Annotated in this window: 15 protein-coding genes; 9 read left to right on the forward strand and 6 right to left on the reverse strand. The window is 69.3% G+C overall.

Features of this window, described 5'->3' with window-relative positions; all coding sequences use genetic code 11:
* Positions 1 to 53 precede the first annotated feature (53 nt).
* From EOINJALH_RS16885 to clpB, 3 genes are all read left to right on the forward strand, one after another.
* Positions 54 to 2,345, forward strand: a complete 2,292-nt coding sequence (locus EOINJALH_RS16885; RefSeq protein ID WP_088282113.1) for a S8 family serine peptidase — start codon at positions 54 to 56, stop codon at positions 2,343 to 2,345.
* Positions 2,346 to 2,454: 109 nt separating this feature from the next.
* Positions 2,455 to 5,025, forward strand: coding sequence for a bifunctional diguanylate cyclase/phosphodiesterase (locus EOINJALH_RS16890; protein WP_088282115.1), 2,571 nt, complete (start codon positions 2,455 to 2,457; stop codon positions 5,023 to 5,025).
* 84 nt (positions 5,026 to 5,109) lie between these two features.
* Positions 5,110 to 7,713: an ATP-dependent chaperone ClpB gene (gene clpB / locus EOINJALH_RS16895; RefSeq protein WP_088282117.1), complete on the forward strand. Its 2,604-nt coding sequence runs from the start codon at positions 5,110 to 5,112 to the stop codon at positions 7,711 to 7,713.
* 51 nt (positions 7,714 to 7,764) lie between these two features.
* Here the strand turns inward: clpB and EOINJALH_RS16900 are convergent, their stop codons facing one another.
* The 3 genes from EOINJALH_RS16900 to EOINJALH_RS16910 all read right to left on the reverse strand — a co-directional run bounded on the left by EOINJALH_RS16900 (position 7,765) and on the right by EOINJALH_RS16910 (position 10,648).
* Complete coding sequence (locus EOINJALH_RS16900) at positions 7,765 to 9,093, reverse strand: hypothetical protein (protein WP_088282119.1); 1,329 nt, start codon at positions 9,091 to 9,093, stop codon at positions 7,765 to 7,767.
* Between the two features lie 5 nt (positions 9,094 to 9,098).
* Complete coding sequence (locus tag EOINJALH_RS16905) at positions 9,099 to 9,383, reverse strand: late competence development ComFB family protein (RefSeq protein WP_088282121.1); 285 nt, start codon at positions 9,381 to 9,383, stop codon at positions 9,099 to 9,101.
* Positions 9,384 to 9,520: 137 nt separating this feature from the next.
* On the reverse strand, positions 9,521 to 10,648 hold the full coding sequence (locus EOINJALH_RS16910; protein ID WP_088282123.1) for a hypothetical protein: 1,128 nt from the start codon (positions 10,646 to 10,648) through the stop codon (positions 9,521 to 9,523).
* A 169-nt stretch (positions 10,649 to 10,817) separates the two neighbouring features.
* Between EOINJALH_RS16910 and EOINJALH_RS16915 the strand changes: the two genes are divergently transcribed.
* Both EOINJALH_RS16915 and EOINJALH_RS16920 read left to right on the forward strand, forming a co-directional pair.
* Positions 10,818 to 12,098, forward strand: a complete 1,281-nt coding sequence (locus EOINJALH_RS16915; protein WP_088282125.1) for an MFS transporter — start codon at positions 10,818 to 10,820, stop codon at positions 12,096 to 12,098.
* Complete coding sequence (locus EOINJALH_RS16920; protein ID WP_088282127.1) at positions 12,095 to 13,825, forward strand: thiamine pyrophosphate-binding protein; 1,731 nt, start codon at positions 12,095 to 12,097, stop codon at positions 13,823 to 13,825. Before EOINJALH_RS16915 ends, EOINJALH_RS16920 begins: the two co-directional genes overlap by 4 nt.
* 18 nt (positions 13,826 to 13,843) lie before the next feature.
* Here EOINJALH_RS16920 and EOINJALH_RS16925 read toward each other — a convergent pair whose 3' ends face one another.
* The 3 genes from EOINJALH_RS16925 to EOINJALH_RS16935 all read right to left on the reverse strand — a co-directional run bounded on the left by EOINJALH_RS16925 (position 13,844) and on the right by EOINJALH_RS16935 (position 17,216).
* Positions 13,844 to 15,163, reverse strand: a complete 1,320-nt coding sequence (locus EOINJALH_RS16925) for an ATP-binding protein (RefSeq protein WP_088282129.1) — start codon at positions 15,161 to 15,163, stop codon at positions 13,844 to 13,846.
* Positions 15,156 to 15,800, reverse strand: a complete 645-nt coding sequence (locus EOINJALH_RS16930; RefSeq protein WP_088282131.1) for a response regulator transcription factor — start codon at positions 15,798 to 15,800, stop codon at positions 15,156 to 15,158. Before EOINJALH_RS16930 ends, EOINJALH_RS16925 begins: the two co-directional genes overlap by 8 nt.
* Before the next feature lie 105 nt (positions 15,801 to 15,905).
* On the reverse strand, positions 15,906 to 17,216 hold the full coding sequence (locus EOINJALH_RS16935) for an NAD(P)-binding domain-containing protein (protein WP_088282133.1): 1,311 nt from the start codon (positions 17,214 to 17,216) through the stop codon (positions 15,906 to 15,908).
* Positions 17,217 to 17,319: 103 nt separating this feature from the next.
* On the opposite strand from EOINJALH_RS16935, the gene EOINJALH_RS16940 reads away from it, so the two are divergent.
* From EOINJALH_RS16940 to EOINJALH_RS16960, 4 genes are all read left to right on the forward strand, one after another.
* Positions 17,320 to 18,195: a hypothetical protein gene (locus EOINJALH_RS16940; protein ID WP_088282134.1), complete on the forward strand. Its 876-nt coding sequence runs from the start codon at positions 17,320 to 17,322 to the stop codon at positions 18,193 to 18,195.
* 31 nt (positions 18,196 to 18,226) lie between these two features.
* Positions 18,227 to 19,981, forward strand: coding sequence for a cytochrome C (locus EOINJALH_RS16945; protein WP_088282135.1), 1,755 nt, complete (start codon positions 18,227 to 18,229; stop codon positions 19,979 to 19,981).
* 550 nt (positions 19,982 to 20,531) lie between these two features.
* The coding region (locus EOINJALH_RS33505) for a cytochrome c3 family protein (RefSeq protein ID WP_404872769.1) at positions 20,532 to 22,515 on the forward strand (1,984 nt) is incomplete at its 3' end.
* Positions 22,516 to 23,873: 1,358 nt separating this feature from the next.
* Positions 23,874 to 26,318, forward strand: a complete 2,445-nt coding sequence (locus EOINJALH_RS16960; RefSeq protein ID WP_144290060.1) for an SPOR domain-containing protein — start codon at positions 23,874 to 23,876, stop codon at positions 26,316 to 26,318.
* Positions 26,319 to 26,368: the final 50 nt, after the last annotated feature.

A 26,368-nucleotide genomic window follows, 5' to 3' on the forward strand; every position in this document is an offset into this window, starting at 1 on the left:
GTGTCACAAGATGTTGCAGCCGAGGTCCGGCGCGACGCCACGAAGGGATTGCAATGAATGCGCTGATCACTTGTCTCCACCGCCGCGTGTTGCCCGCAGCGCTGGCGAGCCTGATGTCGGTGAGTGGCCTGATCGGTGCGCTGGCGCCGATCGACGTGCAGGCCGGGTCCAAGGACAAGACCAAGGCCGAGAGGCTGGTGGAGCGTCGCGGTCATATCGCGCGTGACCTCGACGACGAGCTCAAGGCCCCCAAACTCAAGAAACCCCGTTGGGCCAGAGATGTGGGCGGGGTGCCGACGGTGCAGTTGCTCGTGAAGAGCGATTCGCCCGATGCGCAGATGACCAGCCTGCGCGACGAAGTGAAGCGCCAGGGCGGCACGGTGCAAGTGGTGCACTCGGTGTTCAAGACCTTGACGGTGACGCTGCCGGCCAGCAAGGTGACGGCGCTGTCCCGCCACGCGGATGTCAAGAGCATCTCGCCGAACCGCGAAACCCGCAGCACGGCCAGCACTGTCGAGACCATCCTCGGGGCCAACGCCACGGGTGTGCGAACCTACAGCAGCAACACGGTCTACTCTGGTCTCGACGGTACCGGCGTGGGCATCGCCATCCTCGACTCGGGCGTGATGAAGGCGCACAAGAGCCTGGCCAACGCTGCAGGTGTGACGCGTGTCAAGCGAAACGTCACGATGCTGAACACCGTCACCTCGGACTGGGGCAGCCCCTGGGGCGCGTCGATCTCGTTGCAGCCCGGCAGCGCCGAACTGGCCGCCTATGAAAGCCAGGTGGCCGCCGACAGCGCGGTGACGCAAGACCCCTACGGTCACGGCACGCATGTGGCGTCGGTGGCCGCCGGTCGCGGTTTCTACCAGACGCCCGACTCCACCGGCGTGGCGCCCAACGCCAACCTGTACGACGTCAAGGTGCTCAACTCGCTGGGCATCGGGAATGTCAGCGACGCGCTCGAAGGCATCTACTGGGTGATGTACCACGCCAAGGAGTACAACATCCGCGTGATGAACATCAGCCTGGCGGCGCAGTCCACCGACAGCTACGACGGCGATCCCCTGTGCGACGCCGTGCGCGTGGCCACGGCCATGGGCATCACCGTGGTGGTGGCGGCAGGCAACTTCGGCCTCAACCTCGCGGGCAAGGAGGTCTACGGTGCGATCGGTGCGCCGGGCAACGAGCCCTCGGCCATCACGGTGGGCGCGGTCAACTTCCAGGCCACCACGGCGCGAAGCGACGACAAGGTCACCAACTTCAGCTCGCGTGGCCCGACCCGCAGCGGCTGGGTCGACACCGCCACCAACACCCGCTGGCCCGACAACGTGATGAAGCCCGACCTCGTCGCCCCCGGCAACAAGGTGGTCGGCGCCAGCGCCACCCCGGCCACGGTGGGTACGACGAGCAGGAACTCTCTGGCCGCGCTCGTTCCGGCGCTGGAGACGGCCGTGCCCAGCCCGACCGCCCATGCGCAACGCCTGATGATGCTCAGTGGCACCTCGGTCGCTGCACCCGCCGTGGCAGGCGCCGCTGCCGTGCTGCTGCAGGCCAACCCGGGCCTGACGCCACCGCTGATCAAGGCCATCCTGCAATACACCGCTCAGCCGCTGGCAGGCCAGAACCTGCTGCAGCAGGGGGCAGGACACCTCAATCTGGAAGGTGCCGTCCGCCTGGCCAAGGCCTTGCGCACCGACCTGGCCAGCGTCGTGCAGGCCGGCACCATCGCCACCGGTGCGACGCTGCTGGCCAGCGGCAAGTCGATGCCCACGCGCTCGTCGACCATCGGCGGCCAGACCTTCAACTGGTCGCGCATCGCCTTCGTCGGCGGCAACCACATCGCCACCGGTGACAAGCTCTTCACCGCCTACCAGCCGATCTGGGATCCGCGCATCACCTGGGTCGGCGGCTATGTGATTCGCGGCACGCCGCAGTGGTGGACCGGCATCGGCATCCCGGCCAACACCTTCCCGATGTTCGTGTACCAGGACTATCTCGCCAACATCCCCCTGCTGAGCAGCGGTGTCCTGCTGGCCGACGGGCTGGTGGGCGCGAGTTCATTGTTGGGCAAGACGGGCATCTTCACCCTCACGCCGACGCTGAGCGCCTGGCTGGTCTCCGGCAGTGGCACTTCGCTGTCGCAGGGTCTGGTGCTGAGCGAAGGGCTGGTGCTGAGCGAAGGGCTGGTGCTCAGCGAAGGCCTGGTGCTGAGTGAAGGGCTGGTGCTCAGCGAAGGGCTGGTGCTGAGCGAGGGCCTGGTGCTGAGCGAAGGCCTCGTGCTCAGCGAGACCGCTGCCACGGCGAGCGGATTCAAGACGTCCGGCGCCCTTTATGGCGAGTGATCACGGCCGATAACCCGATCAGGCCGGTGCCTTCGTGCCAGCCGACGGCACCTCCGTGACACCACCCGAGTTCCCACCCACGTCCCCAGCCTCGCCCCCAGGGTGGGGCGTGCGCCTGCATCTGGCGCTGATGCCCGACTACAACCCCGGCGCCAGGCGCTACTGGTGGTCGGTCACGCTGGCGGGCGGCGCGGCGCTGGCGCATTCGATGGTCAGCCTGTCCGACCTGTCGGCCTCGGCTTGGTTGCAGGTGCTGGCCGGGGTGGCGTTGACCATGCTGGCGGCCATCTTTCCGGTGCGCGTCTCGCACGCCAAGCATTCGTTCGCGGTCGGCGAGATCTTCGTCTTCCTGCTGCTGCTGATGCAGGGCACGGCGGCGGCCACGGTGGCGGCCGCGGCCGAGGGTGCCGTGGGGTCGTTCCGCACGTCCAAGCGCTGGACCAGCCGGCTGGTCAGCCCCGCGGCGGCGGCACTGGCGATGCTGGTGGCCGGTACCCTGCTGGAAACCGCGCTTGTCGCGATGCAACGCCAGGGTCTCACCAATGATGGATTGATCATCGTGGGCACCATGTCCGCTGCCCTGTTGAACTACCTGGTCAACGGTCTGCTGGTCACCTCGGTGCCACGCCTCAAGCAGGGCCTGCGGCTGAAGCTGGCCGACCTGCGCGAGATGTTCGGCTGGATGGGCGTGGCCTCCGCCGGCAGCGCGGCGGTGTCGGCCTTGCTGTTCATCACCTACCGCCAGTCGGGCTTCGGCGTGCTCATGGCGGTGGTGCCGGTGATCGCCATGCTGGTGGCCACGCTGCACTATGTCTTCCGCCAGCAGGAATTGAACGAGGTGGTGCGCGTCGCCGCGGCCATGGCGGCCGAGCGCGAGGCCCTGGCCGCCGCGCGCCACGTGCGCGAGCTCGAGGCCAGCGAGCGCCGCTTCCACAGCGCCTTCACGCACGCGTCGATCGGCATGTCGCTGCTGTCGTTCGGCGGCGAGATCCTGCAGACCAACACGGCCATGCGCGAGCTGCTGGGCCGCAGTGCCGAGGACCTGGCCCACCGCAACATCCGCGACCTGGTCTGTGCCGACGACCTGCCGGCGCTCACCGCCGAGCTGGCGCAACTGCAGGCGGGGCAGGTCGAGGACATCGCGCTCGAACTTCGCTGCCTGCACCGCGACGGCAGCACCCGCTGGGTGGCCACGCATGGCAGCCTCTTCTCCGAGATCGGGGCAAGCTCGCCGTGCCTCATCCTGCAGGCGCACGACATCACCGCCCGGCGTGATGCCGAGGAGGGCCTGCAGCACATTGCCTTCCACGACGCCTTGACGGGTCTGCCCAACCGGCGCCGATTCCACGAGCACCTGAGCTCGGCGGTGCAGGACGCCCGCGATGATCCCGCCCGCCGCTTCGCCGTGATGTTCCTCGACTTCGACCGCTTCAAGCTCATCAACGACAGCCTCGGGCACAACGCCGGAGACGAGTTCCTGGTGCAGGTGGCCCGTCGGCTGACGGAGAAGCTGCGCCCCAACGACGTCGTGGCGCGGCTGGGCGGTGACGAGTTCGCCGTGCTGGCCCGCGAGCTCGAACACGACGACGACGTCATCCATCTGGCCGAACGGCTGCTGGCTGCACTGCGGCTGCCGTTCCAGGTGGCCGGCACCGAGCTGAACACCAGCGCCAGCATCGGCATCACCCGCAGCAGCTTCGGCTACGCGTCGACAGAAGACGTGCTGCGCGACGCCGACATCGCCATGTACAAGGCCAAGGCCGCCGGCAAGGCCCGCTACGCGCTGTTCGATTCCAGCCTGCATGCCCAGGTGTCGCGCCGCCTGCAACTCGAAGGCGACCTGCGCGTGGCGCTGGCGGCCGGGCAGTTGGGCGTGGTCTATCAGCCGCTCTTCACCCTGGGCGACGGCCACCTGTCGGGATTCGAGGCCCTGGCACGCTGGCGCCATCCGACACTGGGCCCCATCGGACCCGACGTGTTCATCCCGATCGCCGAAGAGGCCGGCCTGATCCTGCAGCTCACCGACATGGTGCTGGCCCAGGCCTGCCGGCAGTTGAAGTCCTGGCAGGGCCGCGACGCCCATTTCGACGGGCTGACGATCCAAGTCAATGTGTCGGGCAAGGACCTGTCGCACGCGGGCTTGGTGGGGCGTGTGTCGCAGGCGCTGCTGGAGTCGGGTGTCGCCGCGCGGCACCTGACCCTCGAGCTCACCGAGAACATCCTGATGAAGCAGATCGAGAGTGCGCTGCCGATGCTCGAGCAACTGCGCTCGCTGGGCGTGGGCCTGAGCGTGGACGATTTCGGCACCGGTTACTCGTCGCTGAGCCACCTGTCCATGCTGCCCATCGACAGCCTGAAGGTGGACCGCTCGTTCGTGCACGGCCTGCACAAGTCGGCCCGCGAAGCCGCGGTGGTGCGTGCGGTGGTGCAACTGGGCAACTCGCTGGGCAAATCGGTGGTGGCCGAGGGCATCGAGACCCCGGACCAGCTGGCCCAGTTGCGCGAGATGGGCTGCGACCTGGGCCAGGGCTTCCACCTGGGTTTCCCGCTCATGCCACAGGAGGTGAATGCCCTGCTCGACAGCCTGCTGGCGTCGGAGACCGGCGCCGCGCCGCGTGCGGCGCCGCTGGCGACCCCGCCAGCCCGGGTGGTGTGCGCCGACGCCGTCTGCAGCCTTTGAGCCATCGCAATCCCCGGCCGCTGGCCCGGGTCTTGATATCGGCGCCGGACGCCCAATGTCCCGACCAACCCGGAGGACATTGCCATGCGTCAGGACAAATTCACCACCGCCTTCCAGCAGGCCCTGGGCGATGCCCAGAGCTTGGCCGTGGCGCGCGACAACCCCTACATCGAGCCGTCCCATGTGCTGGCGGCCATGCTCGACCAGGCCGACGGCCCGAAGGCCCTGCTCGACCGGGCTGGTGCCAACACCGTGGCACTCAAGGTGTCGATGGAGACGGCCAACAACGCGCTGCCCAGCGTGCAGGGCGGCGGGCAGGTGCAGGCCGGGCGCGACCTGGTGCAACTGCTGCAGGCCGCCGACAAGGAGGCCACCAAGCGCGGTGACCAGTTCATCGCCAGCGAGATGTTCCTGCTGGCGCTGGCCGACAGCAAGAGCGACATCGGCGGCATCGTGCGTGGCCATGGGCTCACCCGCAAGTCGCTCGAGGCGGCCATCGCCGCCGTGCGTGGCGGCCAGAAGGTCGATTCGGCCGAGGCCGAAGGCCAGCGCGAAGCGCTGAAGAAGTACACGCTCGACCTCACCGAACGCGCCCGCCAGGGCAAGCTCGACCCGGTGATCGGCCGCGACGACGAGATCCGCCGCGCGATCCAGGTGCTTCAGCGCCGCACCAAGAACAACCCGGTGCTGATCGGCGAGCCCGGCGTCGGCAAGACGGCCATCGTCGAGGGCCTGGCCCAGCGCATCGTGGCCGGCGAGGTGCCCGACACGCTGAAGGACAAGCGCGTGCTGGTGCTGGACATGGCGGGCCTGCTGGCCGGTGCCAAGTACCGCGGCGAGTTCGAGGAGCGGCTGAAGGCCGTGCTCAAGGAAGTGGCCGCCGACGAGGGCCGCATCATCCTGTTCATCGACGAACTGCACACCATGGTGGGTGCGGGCAAGGCCGAGGGCGCCATCGACGCCGGCAACATGCTCAAGCCGGCGCTGGCGCGGGGTGAACTGCACTGCATCGGCGCCACCACGCTGAACGAATACCGCAAGTACGTCGAGAAGGACGCCGCGCTCGAGCGCCGCTTCCAGAAGGTGCTGGTCGACGAGCCGAGCGTGGAGGCCACCATCGCCATCCTGCGCGGCCTGCAGGAGAAGTACGAGGTGCACCATGGCGTGGAGATCACCGATCCGGCCATCGTGGCCGCGGCCGAATTGAGCCACCGCTACATCACCGACCGCTTCCTGCCCGACAAGGCCATTGACCTGATCGACGAGGCCGCGGCCAAGATCAAGATCGAGATCGACTCCAAGCCCGAGGTGATGGACAAGCTCGACCGCCGCATGATCCAGCTGAAGATCGAGCGCGAGGCCGTGCGCAAGGAAACCGACGAGGCCTCGCAGCGCCGCATGGGCCTGATCGAGGAAGAGATCGCCCGTCTCGAGCGCGAGTACGCCGACCTCGAGGAGATCTGGAAGGCCGAGAAGGCCACGGCCCAGGGCTCGGCCCAGGTGAAGGAGCAGATCGACCGCATCAAGTTCCAGATCGAGGAACTCAAGCGCAAGGGCGACTTCAACAAGGTGGCCGAGTTGCAGTACGGCCGCCTGCCCGAACTGGAGAAGGTGCTCAAGGAAGCGCAGGCCAAGGAAAGCGGCAAGGCCAAGGGCGCCAAGGACGGCACCGGCGGCCCGCAACTGCTGCGCACGATGGTCGGCGCCGAGGAGATCGCCGAGGTGGTGTCGCGCGCCACTGGCATCCCTGTGTCCAAGCTGATGCAGGGCGAGCGCGACAAGCTGCTGCAGATGGAAGACAAGCTGCACCAGCGCGTGGTGGGCCAGGACGAGGCCATCGTCGCGGTGGCCGATGCCATTCGCCGCTCGCGGGCCGGCCTGTCCGACCCGAACCGGCCGCTCGGCTCGTTCCTGTTCCTCGGCCCCACGGGCGTCGGCAAGACCGAACTGTGCAAGGCCCTGGCGGCCTTCCTGTTCGACAGCGAGGATCACATGATCCGCGTCGACATGAGCGAGTTCATGGAGAAGCACAGCGTCAGCCGCCTGATCGGCGCGCCCCCGGGCTACGTGGGCTATGAAGAGGGTGGGGCGCTGACCGAGGCCGTGCGCCGCAAGCCCTACAGCGTGCTGTTGCTCGACGAGGTGGAGAAGGCCCACCCCGACGTGTTCAATGTGCTGTTGCAGGTGCTGGACGACGGTCGACTGACCGATGGCCAGGGCCGCACCGTGGACTTCAAGAACACGGTGATCGTGATGACCAGCAACCTGGGCTCGCACATGATCATGCAGATGGCCGGCCAGGACACCGAGCTGATCCGCGAGGCGGTGATGGCCGAGGTGAAGCAGCACTTCCGACCCGAGTTCCTGAACCGAATCGACGAGACCGTGGTGTTCCACGCCCTCGACGAGGCCCACATCGTGTCGATCGCGCGCATCCAGCTCAAGATCCTCGAGTCCCGCATCGAGAAGATGGACATGAAGCTCGAGGTCTCGCCCGAGGCGCTGGCCGAGATCGCCAAGGTCGGCTTCGACCCGGTGTTCGGCGCCCGTCCGCTCAAGCGCGCCATCCAGGCGCGCATCGAGAACCCGGTGGCCAAGCTCATCCTGCAGGGCCGGTTCGGGCCCAAGGACGTGATCCCGGTGGACGTGAAGGACGGCGCGTTCGAGTTCGGCCGCGTCGTGCACTGACGGTGTGGGCGCGCACCCGGCTTCGGCCGGGTGCGGCAGCCACTGTCGGTGTCAGCCGGCCGGTGGGGCCTGCACGCGCTGCAGCTTCATGCGCGACAGCGTCAGGTTGGCGGAGTGCGAGTCCAGCACCGCATGCAGCATCAGGCCCGGATGGTCGGGCATCGGTTGCAGCAGCAGGTGGTGCTCGTCGCAGCTCATGGCCAGTTCGGGCCGGCCCGGCGGCAGGCCCAGGGACTTGGCGGTGGCCACGGCCATGTCGTGCAGCGCCGCACCCTGCGCGGCCAGGGCGGCCGGGCCGGGGCGCAGGCCCGCATGCGCCAGCGGGCGTTGAGTCTTCAACTCGAACACGCAGCAGCTGACCATGCCCTTGATGGCCGCCACCTCGCGCACGTAATCGGACCAGGCCGATTCGGGCACGCCGGCCAGCGGCGTCAGCGCCGGGCGCAGCGCCGGCATCGGCCGCAACTGCAGTTCGGGCATCGGCCCCGACGGCCCGTGGCCCACGGTTTCCCACGGCGGCGTGACGGCAGTCGGCGGCTCGGGCGGCCTGGTGCCGGCGACCTGCGGCGCGCGCGTGGCGGCCACGGGCAGCGTCGGGATCTCGCCCTTGCGCATCTGGCCCCACACCGTCTGGATCATCTGCCAGGCCTGCCCGGCACCGCCCACGGGCTCGCCCACCAGCACCTCGACACGGTGGCGGCAGGCCTCGGACACGTCCTTCAGGGCCCGCTCGGCGGCTGAGGTGAGCGGCACGCCCAGCACCTGCTGGCTGCGCCAGGCGGGGTCGACCAGCGCCTCGTTCAAGGCCGTCAGGTCGCGCTCGAGCTCGGGCTGCGGCGCCCGGCTGTCGAGCAGCAGCACCCCCAGCCGGCTGTGGCCCAGCAGCGTGTGTGAGATCTTCAGCCGCTGCGCCACGCTGGCGGCGGCCACCCGGGTGGCGTACACGCGCAGCGGCGGCCGCCCATGCGCGCTGGGCAGTTCCACGAACTCCAGCGCTGCCAGCGTGACGCCGAAGCCCTGGCGGCGGATGGCGAGCTTCTGCACCTTCGCGCCCAGGGCGGCCGCCACCATGCGCAGCATGGTGCGGGCCGTGTCGGCGCCGATGTCGTGCAGGGCGATGTAGTCGGGGGTGAGGTAGTCCAGTTGCTGCTGCAGCGCCTCGGCGGGGTCGCAGACGACGAACATCTCATGCTGGTCATCGCTGATGCGGCGGCCGATCTGCCGCACACCGGCGCCGGCCAGGTAGTCGTCCTTGTCGCTGGCAAGTTGCGTCTGCAGGGCGGTGAGGGCGCGGGTCTTGGCCCACTCGTCCCCAGCCTGGGCCGGCGGACTGGTGCGTTCGCCAGGCCGCGCGTGGGCCATCGGTCGGGTGCCGTGCATGGCGGTCAGCGCCGTGCGGCCATGGCGTGACGGGCCTGGACGAAGCCGTAGGCGCTGTCCACCGCCTCGGCAACGAGCCGCTCGTTCTCTGTGCGTTCCTTCTCGGTGAGGAAGAACGCGAGGTCGACGTCGTGGCGGATGTAGCGTGCCGCGACGCGGTTCAGCGCCACGCAGGCCACGTCGGCCAGCAGGTCGGGGTTGTGCGCCACGCCGGGATAGCGGGGTGCGGCCTCGGCGACGGCCTCGAAGACCGTTTGCTCGTGGATGTTGTGGACGGACGTGAAGTCCATGGCTGCGGCCTCGTCGATGTGGCGGATACCGACTTCTATCGGCCGCCATGGCATTCGACTTGAGCGGTCTCAGCCGCCGCGCGCGATGGGCCGCGCCAAGGGTTGACCCGGAAGGGGCCACCTGTCCTGGTGGACGCTCAGGTGACTTGCCGCTCGGCGTCCATCAGGCGATAGCGCATCAGCGCCAGGTTGGCGCGCGACCGATCCACCAGCGCGACGAAGCCGAGCGCGTCGCTGTGCGACAGGCGCCGCAGCAGCGCCTGCCGGGCGCCGAGCGTCACCAGGAACTCCTCGGGGGCCGGCACGGTGGGCCCGCCCACCGCCAGGTGGGCGCGCCGTGCGGCACACAGGGCCGGCGCATAGCGGCGCAGTTCGAGGTGCAGGCGCTGGTCGGCCTCGAAGGCCAGCAGTTCGCCGCAATCCATGTCGACGATGCCGCAGGCCAGCACGCCTTCGGTGCGGGCCACCGCGCTCAGGGCGTGGGACAGCCACTGCGGCGGGGCCAGCGCGGCGGCGCTGGGGGATGCGTCGTCGCGCAGCGGGGCGGCCTGAGGGCTTGCCGACGTCTGGGTGCCAGCATGCACGGCAGCCTCCCAGGCGGTGAGCACCGCATTCCACACCGTGGCAGCGCCTGTGAGCGATTCGGACATCGCGGCGATGCGAACGTCGGTGGGCCAGTCCTGCTCGAGGATGCGCTGGCGCATCGCGCTGGCACCGGGCGGCAGGATGAAGACGAGCCAGGGACATTGCCACTCGGGTTGCCGCGTGGCCGACAGCAGGTTGCGCAGCAAGCCCGTCACCGCATGGGGTGCCAGCGCGCCGATGATCACGGCGGTGAGCTGGCTGCTTTCGGCCAGCGCGTTGGGCAGGTCGTCGGGCGAGACGGTGTTGCCGCGCATGCCCGCGTGGTAGACCTTCAGCGGTCCGCCGGAGGTGCTGGGCACGTTGGTGCGCTCGATCACGGCCAGCGTGCGCAGGGTGGCCCGATCCCGCAGGTTCAGGCGCTCCACGCCTTGGCCCCCGGCCTCGGACAGGGCGCGGATGACCTGCGGTGCCCAGATGCCCGAGGGATCGAGCAGTGTGATCATGGAACTGGCCTGGCCGAGATCGGCCCGGGTGCTGGCGAATCGTGCACGCATCGATCGCGAGATGTCCTCGTCGACGAGCACATCGCTGTCCTCGACCGTGGCCGTCACGGTCTGGCGATCCAGGGTGTCCAACGGCAGGCGTCGGGGCCCGAATTCGCCGAAGAGGCTGTTCAGCATGCAGATCTCCCCTGGAAAACCCCCACTCTAGGCCAGTCCCGCGGACCCGGCGTGTCGGGATGTAGGCCGTGGCACCGGCAGGAACCCAGTTTCTACGATTGCTCACACCTGTTGCAAGGGCACCGTGGCGCAGGTGCACCAGGACAGTTCACCCACTAACATTCCGCGGATGGATGTCGCTGCCACTGCCGGGGTTCCGTGGCGCCACGATGCCCGCATCATCGGGCTCGTCGGGCTGGCCCATGGCACCTCGCATTTCTTCCATTTGCTGCTGCCGCCGCTGTTCCCCTGGCTGATCCAGGAGTTCGGGCTCAACTTCTCGCAGCTGGGCCTGCTGGTCAGTGTGTTCTTCGTCGTGTCGGGGGTCGGGCAGGCGCTGGCCGGCTTCCTGGTCGACCGCGTCGGGGCCCGCCCGGTGTTGCTGGTGGCCCTGGCCCTCTTCGCCGCGGCGGCAGCGGCTGCGGCGCTGGCCACCGGCTACTCGGGCCTGATCCTGGCGGCCATGCTGGCGGGCCTGGGCAACGCCCCGTTCCACCCGGTGGACTTCACGATCCTGAATCGACGCGTGTCAGCGGCGCGGCTGGGCCACGCCTTCTCCGTGCACGGCATCACCGGCAACCTGGGCTGGGCCGCCGCATCGCTGTTCATGGCCGGCATTGCCACCGCGACGGGGTCTTGGCGCCTGGCCTGTGTCGGCGCCGCCGTGGGCGCCCTGGCCGTGCTGGTTGCCATGGTGTGGCACCGCGAGGCCATCGACGACCGCCGCGGCAAGGTGCCCGAGCCGGCCCAGGGTCGACCGGCCGCGGGGTTGCCGGACAGCGCGGCCACAGCGGGCGAACACATGCTGGCCTTCCTGAGCTTGCCTTCGGTGTGGCTGTGCTTCTCGTTCTTCTTCTGGACCACCGTCGCGCTGAGCGCGGTGCAGAGCTTCGCCTCGCCGGCGCTGCAGGCCATGCACGGGCTGCCCTTGTCGGTGACCTCTCTGGTGGTCACCGCCTACATGCTGTGCGGTGCCGCGGGCATGGTGCTCGGGGGCTTCCTGGTGCGGCAGGCCGAGCGGCTGGAGCGCATCATCGCGGCCTGCCTGCTGGGCTCGGCCGCGATGCTGGCGCTGGTGGGCAGTGGCTGGTTGCCGGGCATGGCGGCCTGGGCGCTGACCGCGCTGGCCGGCCTGGGTGTCGGCCTGGCCGGCCCGTCGCGTGACATGCTCATCAAGCGCGCCGCCCCGCCCGGGGCGACCGGGAGGGTCTACGGCACGGTCTATTCGGGGCTCGACCTCGGGTTCGCGCTGGCGGCGCCCGTGATGGGGCGGCTGATGGACATGGGCCTGCCGCACGCCGTGTTCCTGCTCTCGGCGACGGCCTTGGTGGCCGGTGTCGGCTCGGCCGGCCTGGTCGGCCGCCACGTGGCCGCGGCCCGTCGGTCAGGGGCGGCTAAAGTGGTGGCATGACCGCTGCCACCACCCCTCCGCCGGCCCGCCCCGCAGGCCATCTGCTCGTCGAAGCGCTCGTCGCGCAGGGCGTCGACACCGCGTTCGGCGTGCCCGGCGAAAGCTACCTGGCCGTGCTCGACGGCTTCCATCAGCACCGCGACCGCATCCGCTTCATCGCCTGCCGACAGGAGGGCGGCGCGGCCTTCATGGCCGAGGCGCAGGGCAAGCTCAGTGGTCGGCCGGGGGTGTGCTTCGTCACCCGCGGGCCGGGTGCCACCAACGCCAGCATCGGCGTGCACACGGCGTTCCAGGACTCGACGCCGATGGTGCTCTTCATCGGCCAGGTGGCCGGCGACCAGCGCGACCGCGAGGCCTTCCAGGAACTGGACTACCGCCAGATGTTCGGCCCCGGCACGCTGGGCCTGGCCAAGTGGGTGGGCGAGGTGCACGACCCCGACCGCCTGCCCGAGTACATCGCGCGCGCCTTCCACACCGCGATGCAGGGCCGCCCGGGCCCGGTGGTGCTGGTGCTGCCCGAAGACATGCTCACGCGCAGCACCGCGGCCACTGTGCTGCCCCGCGTCGAGCCGGCCCATGCCTGGCCGGCGCCAGGCGCGCTGCGCGACCTGCGGTCGATGCTGGTCGCCGCCCGCCGGCCCCTGGTGATTGCGGGTGGAAGCGGCTGGGACGCCGAGGCGGCGAGGGCCCTCGAACGCTTCGCCGAGAACTGGCAGCTGCCGGTGGGTTGTGGTTTCCGCTTCCAGGACACCTTCGACAACCGCCACCCGCTGTACGCCGGCGACGTGGGCATCGGCATCAATCCGCGCCTGGCCCAACGCGTGAAGGACGCGGACCTGATCATTGCGCTGGGCGTGCGGCTCGGCGAGATGACCACCGGCGGCTACACGCTGCTGCAGCCGCCGCGGCCGGCGCAGCGCCTGGTGCACCTGCACGCCGGGCCCGAGGAACTGGGCCGCGTGTACAGCGCAGACCTGCTGATGCAGTCGTCGATGGCCTGCGCGGCCAAGGCGCTGGAGGCGCTGGCGGCACCCGTCGACCTGCCATGGCGAGACTGGGCCGCTGACACGCATGCCGACTACGAGGCCAACCACGAGGCACCGGCGGTGTCGCCGCTGGACATGGCCGTGGTGATGAAGACCGTGCAGCGCCTGGCACCGTCCGATACCGTGTACACCAACGGCGCCGGCAACTTCAGCGGCTGGCTGCACCGCTACGTGCGCTACTTCGGCTTGCAGCACCACGGCCGCACGCAACTGGCGCCCACCTCCGGCGCCATGGGCTACGGCCTGCCGGCGGCCGTGGGTGCGGCGCTGCTGCATCCCGAGCGCACGGTGGTCAACGTGGCCGGTGACGGCGACTTCATGATGAACGGCCAGGAACTGGCCACGGCCACCGGCTACGGGGCCAACCGGGGCGCGGGCCGCCTGGTGTGCCTGCTGGTCGACAACGGCACCTACGGCACGATCCGCATGCACCAGGAACGCGAGTACCCCGGCCGGGTCAGTGGCAGCGATCTCTACAACCCCGATTTCGCGGCACTGGCGATCGCTTATGGCTGGCGCGCCGCGCGGGTCGATCGCACCGAGCAGTTCGAGCAGGTGTTCGCCCAGGCACTCGAGGCCGGGCCGCCGATGCTCGTCCACCTGAAGCTCGACCCGGATGTGAGCACGACTCGCTCGACGCTGGCCTCCATCCGCGACGCGGCTCGACGCGCCGGGCGTTGAGCGCCGGCCTGCGGCGCCTCAGGGGAGGGCGCTGGCCGGGAAGCGCAGGGTTGCGCTGAAGCCGTGGCCATCGGCCACCGGGGACACCAGTTCCAGCACCGCCCCGGACTGTTCGGCAATGGTCCCGACCATGGCCAGGCCCAGCCCGGTGCCATCCACCCCGGTGTGCAGACGCTCGAACTTGCGGCCCAGTTGCGGCAGCAGTTCGGGCGGCACGCCCGGGCCCGAATCGACCACCGTGACGGCCTGCGGGGCCACCCTCAGGATGACCGGACCGCTGTCGCCGCTGTGCTTCAGCGCGTTGTCGACGAGGTTGCGCAGCGCGATGCCCAGCGCGTCGATGTCACCCTCGATCTCGATCGGCTCGCTGGCACCCTGCAGCTGCAATCGTCCGGCGCGACGCGCATCGCTGAACTCGTCGGCGACCATCAGGGCCAGCTCCGACAGGTCGATCGGTTCGCGCTGCAGGGCCACACCCGATTCGATGCGGGCCAGTTGCAGCAGGCGCGTGGCCAGGCGGGTGATGCGGTCGAGCTGGCGCACCAGCGCCAGGGCGTGCTCGCGCTGGCCGGCCGGCAGATCGCCGACGGCCAGTCGCTGGGCCTGGGCCCGCGCTGCCGCCAGGGGCGTGCGCAGTTCGTGCGCGGTGTGGGCGGCGAAGGCGCGTTCGGCATCCACCATCGACTGCACGCGGGCCAGCAGCACGTTGACGGTGCCGAGCCAGGGTTGCAGCTCCTGCGGCAGTCCATCCGAGGCCAGGGGCCTCAGGTCGTGTGGGGGGCGGCGCGAAAGCTCCCGGCGGCTGGGCTCGAGCGTGGCGAATCCGCGGGTCAGCACCACCCGGATGCCGATGGCCATCACGGGCAGGGCCACCAGCAGGGCCAGCAGCAGCCACATCGCGCTGACCCAAAGCACCTCGAAGCGATGCGTGTGCGTCTCGGCCACCAGCACGCGACGGCGCCCGTCGGGCGAGTTCAGCGTCAGCACGTGCCAGGGGCCGATCAACCTGATGCCGTCGCTCGGGTCGCTGTCCATGGGCTCGGCCGGCGCGGAATGCGAACGAAGCAACATCGTTCCCCGGGCGTCGAACAGCTGGTAGATGACGTGCTCTTCGTGCGGTCCGAAGCCCGTGGGCGGTGCTCCGGTGGCGGTGAAGGCCACGTCGGGCACGACGATGAGGGCCTGGGCCGTTTCCTCGAGTGCGCTGTCGAGGATCTCGGTGGTCTCGTGCCACAGGCCGCTGAGGCCGGCCACGGTGCCCAGCAACCACATCCCGCTGATCCAGGCGAGGAGTTGTCTGCGCAGCCGCCGCTGCAGGCCCCAGGGCTGTTCAGCCATCGAGTCGATAGCCCAGGCCGCGGTGGGTGCTGATCACGGCACTGCCCAGCTTCTTGCGCAAGCGGCTGACGATCACCTCGATCGAGTTGCTGGCCGCTTCGGCGATGCCGTTTCGGTTGAGAGCCGACTCGATGTCCGGCCGGCTGTAGATGCGGCCCTGGTGGCGCGACAGGCACAAGAGCACCGCCCACTCCATCGCCGTGAGCTCGATGCGCTCGCCGTTGTGTTCGGCCTGGCGCGTGGCCAGGTCCACCACCACGGCGCCGATCACCAGGCGCCGGGCCGTGCTGCTGCGCCGGCACACCGCATCGACGCGGGCCAGGAGTTCGTCGAGGTCGAAGGGCTTGACCAGGTAGTCGTCGGCGCCGGCCTTCAGGCCGCGGATGCGGTCGCTGACCTGGTCGCGCGCCGTCAGCACGATCACCGGTTGTCGCACGCCTTCGGCGCGCCAGTCGCGCAGCAGGGTCAGGCCCTCGCCGTCGGGCAGGTGCAGGTCGAGAAGGGCCAGGTCGAAGGCCGAGGCCTGTCGGGCCTGGGCGACGCGCTTGCACCAGTGGACTGCGTGGCCCTCCGCCTCGAGGTGGTCGACGACCGCCTGGCCGAGATCGATGTCGTCTTCGAGATACAGCATTTGCATGGTCAGCGTCCGAAGCTCGTCGTGTGGTCGAGTGGACGACTGCGTGATGAACGGAAACTGAACGGTTTGCCCATTGTGCCGAGTCTCGCCGATGGCCGCCTGGGGTCAGGCCGTGCCGAACTTGGTCTCGAAGCGGATGCCGATGCGCTCGAGCAATGCCGTGGGGAGTTCGCCGCCCGCACAGACGATGACCTGGTCGTTCGTCAGTGACTCGATGCCCGCCGCTGTGCGCAGGTGCACCTGATCGGCGTCGATGCGGTCGACCGTGGAGCCGAGCAGAACACGGACGCGTCCGCTGCGCTGCAGTTCGGCCAGCTTCAGGCGGTTCTGCTCCTTCACGCGCGAGAACGCGTTGCCACGGTAGGCCAGTTGCACCGCGCCACCGCCGTCCTGCTCGCCCAGTGCGATGGCGGCCTCGATGGCGCTGTCGCCGCCGCCCACCACCAGCACCGACTGCCCGACGTACTGCTCGGGGTCGATCAGCCGGTAGACGACCTTGCCCGATTCCTCGCCAGGCACATCGAGCTTTCGGGGCGATCCGCGGCGACCGAGCGCCAGCAGCACACAGCGGGTCTGGAGCGCGCCTTTCGATGTGCGCACCTCGAAAGTGCCGTCGGGCCGCGCCTCGAGGCCGGTGAACTTCTCCTGGAACCGCACCTCCAGCCCGGTTGTCGCGACCACTTCGTTCCAGAACTCGAGCAGCTTCTCCTTCTGCACCTCGGTGCCCAGGCGCATGGTGCCGACGATGTCGAGCTTGACCGGCGCTGTCATGGCGACCTTGTTGCGGGGGTAGTGGTACACCGCGCCGCCCAGCGAGTCCTCCTGCTCGATGAGTGCGTAGCGCAGCCCGTGGTGGATGGCACTGAGGCCGGCGGACAGGCCCGCCGGGCCGGCCCCGACGATCACCACATCGAGCGGCGCAGCGTGCTTGCCGACGCGCCTGCGGATGGCCGCCATCGCCTGGCGGCCCTGCTCGGCGGTCTTTCGGATGAGCCCCATGCCGCCCAGTTCACCTGCTATGAAGACGCCGGGCACGTTGCTTTCGTACTCCGGCGTGACCTGCGGTATGTCGACCCCGCGCCGCGCCGTTCCGAACACGAGGGACAGTGCCTGCACCGGGCAGGCCGCCTGGCAGGCGCCATGGCCGATGCAGGCCGAGGGGTTGACCAACATGGCCTTGCCGTCGACCACGCCCAACGCACCTTCGGGGCAGGCGCGCGTGCAGGCACCCGATCCGAAACACCTTGTCGGATCGACGACGGGATGTAACGAGGGAGGCTCATTCAGGCCTGCTCGTTCAGATTCGGTCATTAACTTCTTAGCGTCCCGGCTCGCACGGGATCTGCGCCGCAGGTAGGCCCCCAGCACGAGGAAGGCCACCGCAGCGTAGGCAAGGAGATAGGTGAGGAGCTTCATGGTCAGGCCGAGATGCTAGGGGAAGCGGCTGAACATGATCCGACAACCTGAGGCCGATGGCGGGGGTGGGAGCGCAATGGAATCGATGGCAGGAACGGCTGACATGCCGAGCAGGTCGGGCCGGTCGGGCGCGGGCCGGTCGGCAGCGTCGGTGGTGCACGACCTGGTGTTGTACGGGTCACTGGCGTTGCTGACCTTCGCGGTCTGGCAGGTGAGCCGTCTCGAACTGTTCACGGCTGCGTCCGATACGGGTTATTGGATCGGCGTCGCCGGTGGCGTGTGCATGCTGCTGCTGTTCACCTATCCGATGCGCAAGCGGTTTCGGTTCATGCAGCGCTTCGGCGCAGGCAAGCCCTGGTTCGTGGCCCACATGGTGCTGGGCGTGTGCGGACCGATGCTCATCCTGCTGCACTCCACGTTCCAGATCGGCTCCATCAACGCGGGCGTGGCGCTGTTCTCGATGCTGATCGTCGCGATCAGCGGTGTGGTGGGCCGCTTCCTGTATGTGCGGCTGCACCGCAACCTGCACGGCGAGAAGCTCAACCTGGTCGGCTTGCGCGGCGATCGTTCGTCGGGCGACGCGCCAGCCACCCGGCTGCGCTTTGCACCCGGCGTGGCGCAGCGGCTGGTCGATTTCGAGGTCGAGGTGTTGGCGGGTCGCCCGGGTGGCATGGCCTTGCTGGCGGCGCTGTGCCAGGTGCCCTGGAAGCGCTGGCAGGTGGAACGGGCCTGCCGTCGCGAATTGAAGGTCAAGGTCCTGGCGGCCACCCGCACCGAGGGATGGGACAGGGCGCACGCTCGCCGCGTGCTCGTGCGGGCGCGGCGCCTGGTGCGCGACGAACTGGTGGCCGTGCAGCGCATCGCCCAGTTCAGCGCCTGGGAGCGCCTGTTCCGCTGGTGGCACGTGGCCCATGTGCCGTTCGTCTACCTGATGGTGCTGAGCGCCGTGGCCCATGTGGTCGCGGTCCACGCCTACTGACCACCCGACGTCCGTGGCGTTCTGGAGGGTCATGGCCATGCTGCTCGGCGTGTTGTGCACCGTGCCGGCGCTGCGAGCGCAGACGCTGGAGTCGGTGCTCTCGCCGGGCCCGGTGATCAAGGGCCACGTCAAGGTCGAGCACGATTGCGCGGCCTGCCACGTGCGCTTCGACCGCGCCGGTCAGGACGCGCTGTGCACCACTTGCCACAAGGATGTGGGCCAGGACGTGCGACAGCGCGCCGGTTACCACGGCCGGCTCAAGCCGCAGGCCTGCCGCCTCTGCCACACCGACCACCGTGGCCGCGACGCCAGGGTGGTCGATTTCGACCCCAAGACCTTCGATCACCGCCAGAGCGACTACCTGCTGCGCGACCGGCATGCGCAGGTGGAATGCGCCAAGTGCCACGTGGCCGGCAAGCGCTGGCGCGAGGCGCCGTCGGACTGCCACAGCTGCCACCGCAAGGACGACGTGCACAAGGGCGGGCTGGGCCTCCAGTGCGCCGATTGCCACAACGAGCGCAAGTGGAAGGAGGTCGACTACGACCACGACAAGAAGACCCGTTTCGCGCTCACCGGCAAGCACCTCGAAGCGAAGTGCGACGACTGCCACGCCAAGGGCCGCTTCAAGGACACGCCGCGCACCTGCATCGGCTGCCACAAGAAGGACGACGACCACAAGGGCCAGTACGGCGACAAGTGCGACAGCTGCCATGGCGTGAAGGTGTGGAAGCCGTCGAGCTTCCGCCATGACACCGACACGCGTTACGTGCTGCGCGGCAAGCACCGCAGCACCCGGTGTGCCGAGTGCCACACCGGCCACCTGTACCGGCAGAAGCTGGGCACCGAGTGCATCGATTGCCACCGCAAGGACGACAAGCACAAGGACACGCTCGGCAAGGACTGCGCTTCGTGCCACACCGAGCGCAGCTGGAAGGAGCCGCCCCGGTTCGACCACGAGCAGACGCGCTTTCCGCTGTTGGGCAAGCATGCCGACGCCGAGTGCAAGGAGTGCCACAAGGACCAGCTCTATCGGCAGACGTCCGGCCAGTGCATCGACTGCCATCGCAAGGACGACAAGCACCAGGCCACCCTGGGCCAGGCCTGCGGCGATTGCCACACCGAGCGCGACTGGAAGACCACCCGGGCGCGGTTCGACCACCAGCGCACCAAGTTTCCTCTGCGCAACGCGCACGCGGCACCCAAGGTGAAGTGCAGCGATTGCCACCGCGACCTGCGCAGCTACCGCGACGCGCCGCTCGACTGCAACGCCTGCCACAAGAAGGACGACAAGCACGAGGGCACGCTGGGTCTGCGTTGCGAGCAGTGCCATGGCGACACCTCGTGGCGCGTGGCCGGCTTCGACCATGCCCGAAGCCGCTTCCCACTGGTCGGGCGCCATGTCACCACCAAGTGCGGCGAATGCCATGCGACGGCTCGCTACAAGGAAGCCGCGCGCGACTGCTGGTCGTGCCACGAGAAGGACGACGTCCACAAGCGCGCCTACGGCACGGCCTGCGAGGACTGCCACAACGCCAGGGCCTGGCGGCTGTGGGCTTTCGACCATGACCGCCGCACCGACTGGAAGCTCGAAGGCGGCCACCGCAAGGTGCGCTGCGACAAGTGCCACGACCAGCCGGCGCCCAAGGGCAAGCGGGCGGCGCCGCTGGACACGGCCTGCATTGCATGCCACCGCCGAGACGACACCCACGACGGCGGCTTCGGCAGCCGTTGCGAGCAGTGTCATCTCACCGACGACTGGAAGAAGTTGCGCCCCCGTGTGCACTGAAGGGATTCACCACATGCCGCGATCACCACTTGCACCGGACCAACCGACCGACGCGCCGCGTCGTTCTTCGCTGCCACGTTGGCCTGATTGGCTGGGCCCGGTGCTCGTGGTGCTGCTCTGGATGGCGTTCCTGCTGCTGGCCACCACGGCGCAGGCCCAGACACAGAACAGGAGCGGCTTCGATCACCTGTCCACCGGCTACTCCTTGACGGGGGCGCACGGCAGCACGCGTTGCGACGCCTGCCACCAGGGCGGCGTGTTCAAGGGAACGCCGCGCGAATGCACCAGCTGCCACACTGCGGGCGGCCGCTTTGCCCGTGGCAACGTGGTCATGTCGCAGCAGCACCTGCCCACCACCCAGACCTGCGACAGCTGCCACACCACCAAGGCCTTCGGAGGCATTCGGTACAACCACAGCCAGGTGCAAGCCGGCGCCTGCCAGACCTGCCACGGCGGAACTTCGGCGCCCGGCAAGGGCGCTGGCCACATTGCGACCGCGGCGGCCTGCGACAGCTGCCACGCCACACGCGCCTGGCTGCCGGCCAAGGGCATGGACCACGCCGGCTTCAATGCCGCGACCAACTGCGCGTCGTGCCACAACGGCGCCTCGGCCACCGGCAAGGCCGGCAACCATGTGCCAGTGGGGTCGACCAACTGCGCCACCTGTCACACCACCAGCAGTTTCAGGCCCGCCAGCTGGAACCACACCCAGGTGTCGGTCTCGGCGCAGTGCGCCGCCTGCCACTCGGGCGCCTATCAGCCGGCCGACGGCAAGCCGGCAAACCACATTCCCACTGCGTCGGTGGCCTCGGCCAATTGCGACAGTTGCCACAAGGGCAGTTTCACGAGCTGGGCCAACGGCCGTCTCCATGCCAATGTCAGCGCGACCGGTGCGTGTGCCAGCTGCCATACCGGCGGCTATGCGGCCGCCGTGGGCAAGCCGTCCACGCCCGTGCACAACGGCGCCGCCGCCTGCGAGAGTTGCCACAACAGCACCGGCTGGGCGGGCGCCAAGCCCGACCATGCCAGCTTCAATGCCGCGACCCAATGCGCCAGCTGCCACAACGGCGCACCGATCGCCGGCAAGCCGAGCGGGCACATCCCGGTCGGGTCTGCGAGCTGTGCGTCGTGCCACGGCATGAGCAGCTTCAAGGCGACGAGCTGGAATCACACCCAGGCGCCGGTGACGGGACAATGTGCCAGTTGCCACTCCGGCGCTTTCCCGCCGGCCGACGGCCGGCCGGCGAACCACGTCCCCCACGCTTCGGTGCCGGCCTCCGCATCGGCCAACTGCGACAGCTGTCACAAGGGCAGCGTCAGCACCTGGGCCAACGGCCGGTACCACGCCAACTTCAGCGTCAGCGGCCTGTGCGCCACCTGCCACACCGGCACCTTCATGGCGGCCGTCGGCAAGCCGGCCACTGCCGTCCACGCCGGCGCGACCAGCTGCGAAGGGTGCCATGCGTCCACCAGCAGCTGGGCCGGTGCCAAGCCGGACCACGCCGTCTTCAATGCGGCCACCAACTGCACCAGTTGCCACAACGGCGCACCGATCATCGGCAAGCCCAGCGGCCACATGCCTGTGGGCGCCGTCAACTGTTCGAGCTGCCACAGCGCCACCAGCTTCCGGCCCAGCAGCTGGAACCACACGCAGACCACGGTGACCGCGCAGTGCTCGGCCTGCCACAGCGGCACCTACCCGCCGGCCGACGGCAAGCCCGCGAACCATGTGCCCTATGCATCGGTGGCGGTATCGGCGTCGTCCAATTGCGATGCCTGCCACAAGGGCAACTTCACCAGTTGGGCCAACGGCCGCTTCCACTCCAGCATCAGCGCCAGCGGCCAATGCGCCATCTGCCACACCGGCGGCTACCTGGCCGCTGCAGGCAAGCCTGCCAACCCGGTGCATGCGGGCGCCACGGCCTGCGAGTCCTGCCACAACACGAGCGGATGGGGCGGGGCCAAACCCGACCACGCCACGTTCACCGCGGCCACCAATTGCGCGAGCTGCCACAACGGCGCGCCGATCATGGGCAAGTCGGCCGCGCACGTGCCGGTCGGGGCGCTCAACTGCTCGGCGTGCCACAACGTCAGCAGCTTCCGCCCCAGCAGCTGGAACCACACGCAGGCGAACGTGTCGGGGCTTTGCGCGGCGTGCCACACCGGCGGCTTCCAGCCGGCCGACGGCAAGCCGGCGAACCACGTGCCGTACGCCTCGGTGGCCGTGGCGGCCTCGGCCAACTGCGATGCCTGCCACAAGGGCAGCTACGTGAGCTGGGCCAACGGAAAGCTCCATCAGAACGTGAGCCTCAACAACCAGTGCGCCACCTGCCACACGGGTGGCTACCTGGCGGCCGTGGGCAAGCCCGCGACGCCGTCGCACGCCGGCGTCAGCACCTGCGAGGGTTGCCACACCTCCACCTCCACCTGGGGCGGGGCCAAGCCCGACCACGCCACGTTCACCGCGGCCACCAACTGCGCGAGCTGTCACAACGGCGCGCCGACCGTCGGCAAATCGGCCTCGCACATACCCGNTCGGGGGCCTACCTGCCGGCCGACGGCAAGCCGGCGAACCACATCCCATTCGCGGCTGTAGCAGGCCTGGGCGCGGCCAACTGCGATGCCTGCCACAAGGGCAGCGTGGCCACTTGGGCGAACGGCCGGCTCCATGCCAATGTGGGTGTGGTCAACCAGTGCGGCACCTGCCACACCGGCAGCTACCTGGCGGCCGTGGGCAAGCCCGCGACGCCGTCGCATGCGGGCGTCAGCACCTGCGAGGGTTGCCACACCTCCACCTCCACCTGGGGCGGTGCCAAGCCCGACCACGCCACGTTCAATGCCGCCACCAACTGTGCGAGCTGCCACAACGGCGCGCCGACCATCGGCAAATCGGCCTCGCACATGCCCGTGGGGGCCACCAACTGCTCGGCCTGCCACAACACCCGCACCTTCCGGCCCAGCACCTGGAACCACACCCAGACGGTCGTGACAGCCCAGTGCGCCACCTGCCACTCGGGGGCCTACCTGCCGGCCGACGGCAAGCCGGCCAACCACATCCCATTCGCGGCCGTCGCAGGCCTGGGCGCGGCCAATTGCGATGCCTGCCACAAGGGCAGCCTCGCCACCTGGGCCAATGGCCGACTGCACGCCAACGCCAGCATCGCCGCCCAGTGCGCCACCTGCCACAGCGGCGCCTATCTGGGTGCGGTCGGCAAGCCGGCCAATGCCACCCACGCCACCATCGGCGCCACACCCTGCGAGAGCTGCCACAAGTCCACCGCCAACTGGCAGGCGGCCACCTTTGCCCACACGGCGGCCAACGCCGTGGGCACGGGAACCTGCGACAACTGCCACAACGGCTCGGCGGCCAAGGGCAAGTCCAACACCCACGTGCCGATCACGGTGGCCGCGGCCAAGTGCGATGCCTGCCACCGCTCGCAGGTGGCCTTTGCCACCGCGCTCACGATGAGCCACACCGCGGTCACCGGCATGGCCTGCAGGCAGTGCCACAACGGCGCCTACCTGTCCGAGGGCACGCAAGGTGCACTGGCCAAGCCGAACAACCACGTGCCGGAGGCGCAACTGCTCAACGGCGCCACCATGGACTGCAACGCATGCCACACGGCCACCACGTCGTGGGGCACGACCCGCATGAATCACAACGGCAGCATGGGCAATGGCGCCGGCTGGTGCAAGGCCTGCCACCAGAGTGGCGCGAACTACGCCGGCGGCATGGAGAAGAAGGCGCTGAACCACGAAGCCAAGAAAGGTACGGTGCCCACCGACTGCTCGATGGCTGGCTGCCACCGGCCGTTGGGCAACAAGGGCGCGGCCTACACGAAGTGGGATTGACACAAAGGGACCGGCAGCCTGCCGGCGAGCGAGGGATCACATGAATCGTTGGAACAGCCACTGGCCCTTGTTGGGCCTGATGGGATGGAGCGCTCTGGCGCAGGCCCAGCTCATCGAGGACGTCGATGTCCGACCCGACGGACCCAGGGCGGTGGTGACGGTGCGCTTCGCCGCGCCGGTGCAGTACCTGCGCGCCGTCACGGCGCGGTCGGGCGACCTGGTGCAGGCGTTCTACGACGTGGTGCCCAACCGCGATGCGGTGGCGCCGGTGGACGGCCAGCGCAAGGTGCTGCGCGGTGGCGACGGGCTGCCGACGATCACCGTGTCCGACGAGGTCGACAACGGCCGCACGCGGCGCAAGCTGGTCATCCGGCTCGACGTCGCCACCCGGTTCACCGTGCGCGCGGGCCGCAGCAACCGCAGCATCGAACTGGTGCTCGACGGCCTCGGCGACGCCGCGCGCACGGTGGCCTCGCGAGGTCGGGCCACGCCGGTGGAGCCGACGCGGCGCTTCCAGATCGTGCTGCAGCGGTCGTCGTCGCCGATCCGCATGGAGCGGCCGCTGCCGAGGTCGCTGGGGACGATCGAACTGCGCAACGTGGCCCGCGTGGTCGAAGGTCGCACGGAGTACGAGTTGAGCATCGGCCCGTTCAATACGCGGGACGAGGCGCAACAGGCCTTGCGGCAGTTGGGCGCATTCCCGGGCGCAGCCATCGAAGATCACGTGCCGACCGAGGGCCCGGCGCCCAAGGTGGCGGCCGAGGCGGCCGCAGGGGCAGCCTCGGCAGCGCCTGCCGAGGACATCGAATCGCGTGGACGAAGAGGGCTCGATGCAGCCAGGGCCTCCATCGCCCGCCAGGACGACGCAGCGGCCCTGGCTGGGCTGGATGAAGTGCTGTCGTTGCCACCGACCTCTGCCTCGCGCGACGCCCAGGCCCTGATCGGCGAGGTGCGCGAGCGTCTGGGCGACACCACCCGGGCTCGCGCCGAGTACGAGACCTTCCTGAAGTTGTACCCGCAGGGCGCCGACAGCCAGCGTGTGCGCGAGCGCCTGGCAGCCTTGCCCGCCCCGCTGGCCCGGGAGCCCGAACCAGTGAAACCCAGCAGCACCAGCACCTGGAGCGGGTCGTTCTCGCAGACCTATTACGGCGGCCAGTCGCAGACCCAGACCCAGCTGAAGGAGGACCTGCAGGGCACACCGCTGGAAGGCCAGATTCCGCAGGTGGTGTCCGACGAGACCATCTCCGCCACCGACCAGAAGCAGTTGCTGACCAGCGTCGACCTGGGCTGGCGCTACCGCGACGCCGAGCGCGACATCCGCTTCTCGTTCCGCGATTCGTTCACGGCCGACTTCATGCCGAGGCGCCCGTCGAGGAACCGGCTGTCGGCCTTGTTCGTCGACTACCGTTCGGTGCGCACCGGCATGTCGGTGCGGCTGGGCCGGCAGTCGGGCCTGGGCGGCGGTGTGCTCGGCCGCTTCGATGGCGTGCTGCTGGGCTGGTCCTTCAAGCCGCGCTGGAAGCTCAGCGCCGTGGCTGGCGTGCCCACCGACAAGTTGCTCGACACCCGCCGACACTTCTATGGCGTGTCGCTCGACGCCGACGCACTGCTGCCGCAACTGGGAAGCAGCGTGTACGCCATCCAGCAGGTCATCGACGGGCACGTCGACCGCCGCGCGCTGGGGCACGAACTGCGCTACGTCAAGCCCAATGCCAGCGTGTTCACGCTGCTCGAGTACGACATCGCCCTCAAGGGCACGAACATCGCGTCCGCCCAGGGCCTGTTCATGACCGAGGGCAATTCGAGCATCAACGTCATGTACGACCGCCGCTCGACCCCCATGCTGATGCTGGGCAACGCCTTGTTCTTCGCGCCGCCGGGCGGCACCTTGCCGCGCCGCATCACCGACCTTCTGGGCCTGCAGACGCTGGACGCTGCCAAGCGCTACGTCAGCGCCACCACCGCCTACATGACGCAGGCCAACGCCGGGTTCACCACGCCGATCACGCCACGCTGGCAGGCCGGCCTGGACCTGCGCCTGACCAACGTGGGCGCGCTGGCGCCGGTGGTCGACATCCCGGAACTCGTCAACGGCCGTCCCGGCACTGGAAACCTGTACACCCTGGGCGTGCAGGCCATCGGCACCAACCTCTACTCGGCGCGCGACACGCACGTGATCAGCGCGTCAGTGGTGTCCGGCCCCGACCTGAAGGGCTGGCTGGCGTCGTACAACAACCTGTCGGTGCCCTGGGCGCAGTGGCAGTTCGAGCCCTCGTTGCGCCTGTACCGGCAGCGCCAGGCCACATTGCGGGGAACGATCACCACCTCGCGCTGGACGCCGGGTCTTCGGCTGAGCTATCGGCTGGGACAGCGCTGGACGCTCGAATCGGACCTGAGCGTCGAGTTCAGCAAAACCCGTGGCCCTACGCAGGACGAGTCCGCCACACGCGTGTTCTACTCGCTCGGTTACCGGTACGACTATTGATGTCCCGATGCTGGCCCGATCGACGAGCCGCCCGGGTGGGAGCGGTGTGT

The organism is Ideonella sp. A 288, from assembly GCF_002198735.1.
Classification (GTDB): domain Bacteria; phylum Pseudomonadota; class Gammaproteobacteria; order Burkholderiales; family Burkholderiaceae_C; genus Pseudaquabacterium.